The organism is Deltaproteobacteria bacterium, assembly GCA_019309045.1.
In the GTDB taxonomy this organism is placed as follows: domain Bacteria; phylum Desulfobacterota; class Syntrophobacteria; order BM002; family BM002; genus JAFDGZ01.
Genome location: JAFDGZ010000146.1, coordinates 1 through 4,333 on the forward strand (window position 1 = coordinate 1; position 4,333 = coordinate 4,333).

At 55.7% G+C, this 4,333-nt stretch carries 4 protein-coding genes; all 4 read left to right on the top strand.

From position 1 onward, the window contains the following. Positions 1-277 (top strand): hypothetical protein (locus tag JRI89_16770; protein MBW2072885.1); only part of this gene is annotated, 277 nt, incomplete at its 5' end. Positions 278-403: 126 nt separating this feature from the next. After that, positions 404-667: an acyl carrier protein gene (locus JRI89_16775; protein ID MBW2072886.1), complete on the top strand. Its 264-nt coding sequence runs from the start codon at positions 404-406 to the stop codon at positions 665-667. 222 nt (positions 668-889) lie between these two features. Next, entirely contained in the window at positions 890-2,947 is a 2,058-nt protein-coding gene (asnB, locus tag JRI89_16780) for an asparagine synthase (glutamine-hydrolyzing) (protein ID MBW2072887.1), read from the top strand. Positions 2,948-2,952: 5 nt separating this feature from the next. Next, positions 2,953-4,333 (top strand): AMP-binding protein (locus JRI89_16785; GenBank protein ID MBW2072888.1); only part of this gene is annotated, 1,381 nt, incomplete at its 3' end.

The window sequence follows — 4,333 nt, forward strand, 5'->3', positions numbered from 1 at the left end:
TTTACAGTATGACGAAAGGAAGATTGTCGAGGAAATCCAGGCACTGGGTTGGCAGCCGCCGGCTGACACCGACAGCAACTCCAGCAACTGCCTGCTCAACAGCCTGGGCATAGAAAGCCACCTGCAAAAGTTTGGTTTCCACCCATATGCCTTTGAATTGGCCGGCCTGGTAAGAGAGGGTTACCTGAGCAGGGCTGAGGGTCTGGCCAGATTGGCTGCCAGACCGGACGAGAAAATTGTCAGTGAGGTGAAGCGAACACTGGCCGCTCTTGCATAGATCAGCGGCACAGCAAGATCCAGGAGTTGAGCACGGCTATAGTGGCACGTCTCTTGCTCCAACTTGCCCAGATATTAGCTGGCTCACGCTCTGGCGTGACCGCCACGATGGCTGTGAGGTATGTCTATGGACTATCGAGAGATAGTGCGCACCTTTGTAATCGAGAATTTTCTTTTCGGGGAAGAGGCAGATTTCGAAGAAGACAGCTCTTTCCTGGAAAACTCTATTATCGATTCCACCGGTGTTCTGGAACTGGTCAGTTTCCTGGAGCAGACCTTCCACATCGTTGTTGAAGATGATGAGCTTGTGCCAGAGAATCTTGACAGTTTGAACAATGTAGTTCGCTACCTCGAGGGCAAGCTCGACAGCAAGGCGCGGCAAACAGCATAATGAGAAAAAACAGTATATCCTGGATTCAGAAACAATCTGGCAGTCCTGCTGCTTGCAGGTCTCGCTGGCGCACAATGGACGACCGCAGGACAGACAGACACACCTCCCTTGTGCCGACCATGGACGGAGCACTTCCTGTAAAGAGGTCCGTGGTGTGGCGCCATAGCAGCCCGCTGTCTCGGGCCGGCAGCCGGCGTCAACCTGCAGTCAAGAGCTGATCTCATGTGTGGCATAGCTGGAGTGGTAAGCCTGAATGGGGCCAGGGAAGTCCCACTTCATCTGCTCAGGCAGATGGCCGGAGCACTTCGGCACCGGGGGCCTGATGAGGCTGGCATCTATGTGGACGATGCAGCAGGCCTGGCCCATGTCCGCCTGAGTATTATTGATCTCGCCAGCGGCACCCAGCCCATCCACAATGAAGATGAGACCCTGTGGATCGTCTATAATGGGGAAGTGTTCAACCATTTGGAGCTCCGAAGAGATTTGCAGGCAAAGGGACACCGGTTCTACACTGCAGCGGACACAGAGGTGATCCTGCATCTCTACGAGGAGAAGGGACCTGGCTGTGTGGAGGATCTCAACGGCCAATTTGCCTTTGCTCTCTGGGACACAAAAGAGCAGACCCTCTTTGCTGCCAGGGATCGAGTCGGCATCAGACCGCTGCACTACACGACAGCTGATGGCTGGCTCTTTTTTTCTTCTTATATCAAGGCGATTCTTCTGGCGCCGGAGGTGTCCCGCCGCCTGGACCCCATAGCCCTGGAGCAAATTTTTACCTTCTGGACCACCCTTGACGGCAGAACCGCCTTCGAGAACATACACGAAGTTCCTGCCGGCCACTATCTATACGCCGCCCGGCGGAAAATCATCATTCGGAGATACTGGCGCGTACCGTTCTCTGCAGCAGGAGAACAACAGTTCGATTCTCTGACCCAGGCAGCGAGTGGACTGCGAAGCTTGCTCCTCAATGCGGTGCAGCTGCAGATGCGAGCTGATGTGCCGGTGGGTTCTTATCTGAGCGGCGGCCTGGATTCGTCCGGGGTGAGCAGCCTCGTCAAGAACCACTGCCACGAGACACTGCAGACCTTTGGCATAAGATTCGAGGAGGATTCCTACGATGAAGCCTTTTATCAGGATCTCATGGCCGCCTTCCTGGGTACCGAGCACCACACACTGTTTGTGGAAAACCACCACATTGGCGCGGCTTTCCCAGAGGTTGTCTGGCACTGCGAGAAGCCCCTTTTGCGAACTGCACCTGTTCCTCTGTTCCTGCTCTCGAGGATGGTTCGGGACAGCGGCATAAAGGTGGTTCTCACCGGTGAGGGAGCAGATGAAGTCTTCGGCGGCTACAATATCTTTCGCGAAGTGAAAGCCAGAGCCTTCTGGGCCAGGCAGCCGCAGTCAACATTGCGGCCCCTGTTGATCGGCAAACTCTATCCCTATATTTTCAAAGACAACCCCAGGGCAAGGCACTTTGTCAGATCTTTCTTCGGGCACAATCTACAGGCAACAGATGATCCCTTCTATTCTCACGTGATTCGCTGGCAAAACACCGCCAGGATCAAAAAATTCTATTCCACTGACCTCAGAGCTGCCATTGGAGCATACGACGGCTACGAGGAATTGCGGCAAACCATTCCTGAAGAATTCACCGGCTGGGACAATGTCGCCAGAGCACAGTACCTGGAGATGCGGTTGTTCATGAGCAATTATCTACTCTCTTCGCAAGGGGACCGGGTGGCAATGGCTCACTCGGTGGAGATTCGCCTGCCGTACCTGGACCACCGCATCATTGAAATGATGGCCTGCATCCCATCAAAATGGAAAATCAGAGTGCTCGACGAAAAGCACATCTTGAAAAAGACATATGAAGGCATACTGCCGCAAGAAATCATCAGCAGGCCGAAACAACCCTATCGCGCCCCAGTGGTGGAGAGCCTGCTGCACGAGAAGACGCGGGCACAGATGGAGGTATATCTTGCTGATTGCAGTCTGCGGGAAGCACGTCTTTTTGACGTCAAAAAGGTCAGGCTGCTTTTGAAAAAGCTCGACAATGTCTCTGCCGCCAGTGAAGTTGACAGCATGGCCCTTGCCGGCATTCTGTCGGTACAGATCATGCACCAGCAGTTCATCAGCGGATTTTCACGGAGGCTGCCAGCACCTGTTGAGCCCGACCTGTTTTTTGACCGCAGATCAGGGCAGCAAGCCTCACAGAGTGGCAACTGTTTCGCTGCCAGCGGCACCTCCGGGGTGCCGGGGGCAGATAGCCGCAAGAGTTGAGATAGATGACTGATTCCACCCCAGGGCTGTTGCATGAGTATCTCAGGATGTCGGCAGACAATGCTCCCGACAAGGTGGCGGTGGTTTGCTCCGGGGAGCGCCTGACCTACAGGGAGATCGACGAGAAGTCCGAGCGTTTTGCCAGCTTCCTGGTGGGGGCAGGGGTGAGGCCAGATGACCGGGTGGCGCTGTTGCTCGACACCTCGGTGGAAGCGATTGTGTGTCTGTTCGGCATCCTCAAAGCAGGCGCCATCTTCCTCATGCTCAGCCCGAGCCTGAAAGCAGGCAAGCTCTGCTACATTCTCAATGACTGCCAGGCCAGGACGCTGGTTGCAGACACGAGCAAGTCTGCCGTAGTGCTGAAAGCCCTGCCGCTCTGTTCTTCCCTGCAGGAGGTGATCTGGACAGGCCACACCGACACGGCTGCCGCCCTGCCCGGGCGCCAGCCAGTAAAAAGCTACCGCTTCAGTGAGAGCCTGTCATGCGAGGCGTCAGGGCTGCTCAACCGGCCAGGCTCTCGCAGGGAGGAGGCTCTTGCCACCATCATTTACACATCCGGCTCGACCGGTGAGCCCAAGGGCGTGATGTGCCCCCACCAGGCCATGATCAGCGCTGCCAGGAGCATCATCCACTATCTGGAGAACAGCAAAGAGGACGTGGTTCTCAATGCCCTGCCCCTGTCATTTGACTACGGGCTTTATCAGGTGCTCATGACTTTCATGTTCGGTGGCACCGTGGTTCTGGAGCAGTCATTCATCTACCTGCACAGGGTGCTGCAGCGCATCGAACAGGAAAGGGTCACAGGCTTTCCTGTGGTGCCCACCATGGTGGCCATGCTGTTGAGGATGCGGAGCCTGGCAGGTTATGATTTCAGCTCTCTGCGCTACATGACCAATACGGCGGCAGCACTGCCAGTGGAACACATTCGCAAGCTGAGAACCATTTTTCCGCAGGTGAAGTTCTTTTCCATGTATGGCCTGACAGAATGCAAGCGAGTGTCGTACCTGCCGCCGGCAGAACTGGATTTGCGTCCCACTTCTGTGGGAAAACCCATGAAAGACTGCCGGGTTTTTGTGGTGGACGACCAGGGAAGAGAACTGGGGCCAGGACAGGTAGGTGAACTGGTAGTGCAGGGTCCCAACGTGATGAGCGGCTATTGGAACGACCCGGATTTGACGGCGCGCACTTTCCGCACTGACCGGCGCACCGGCAGCACGCTGCTCTATACCGGAGATCTCTTTAGCAGGGATTCTGACGGCTATCTCTATTTCGTAGCGAGAAAGGACGATCTCATCAAGACCCGGGGGGAAAGGGTGAGCCCCAGGGAGGTGGAAAATGTGCTCTGTGGAATGGAGGGTGTAATGGAAGCGGCTGTGGTGGGAGTGC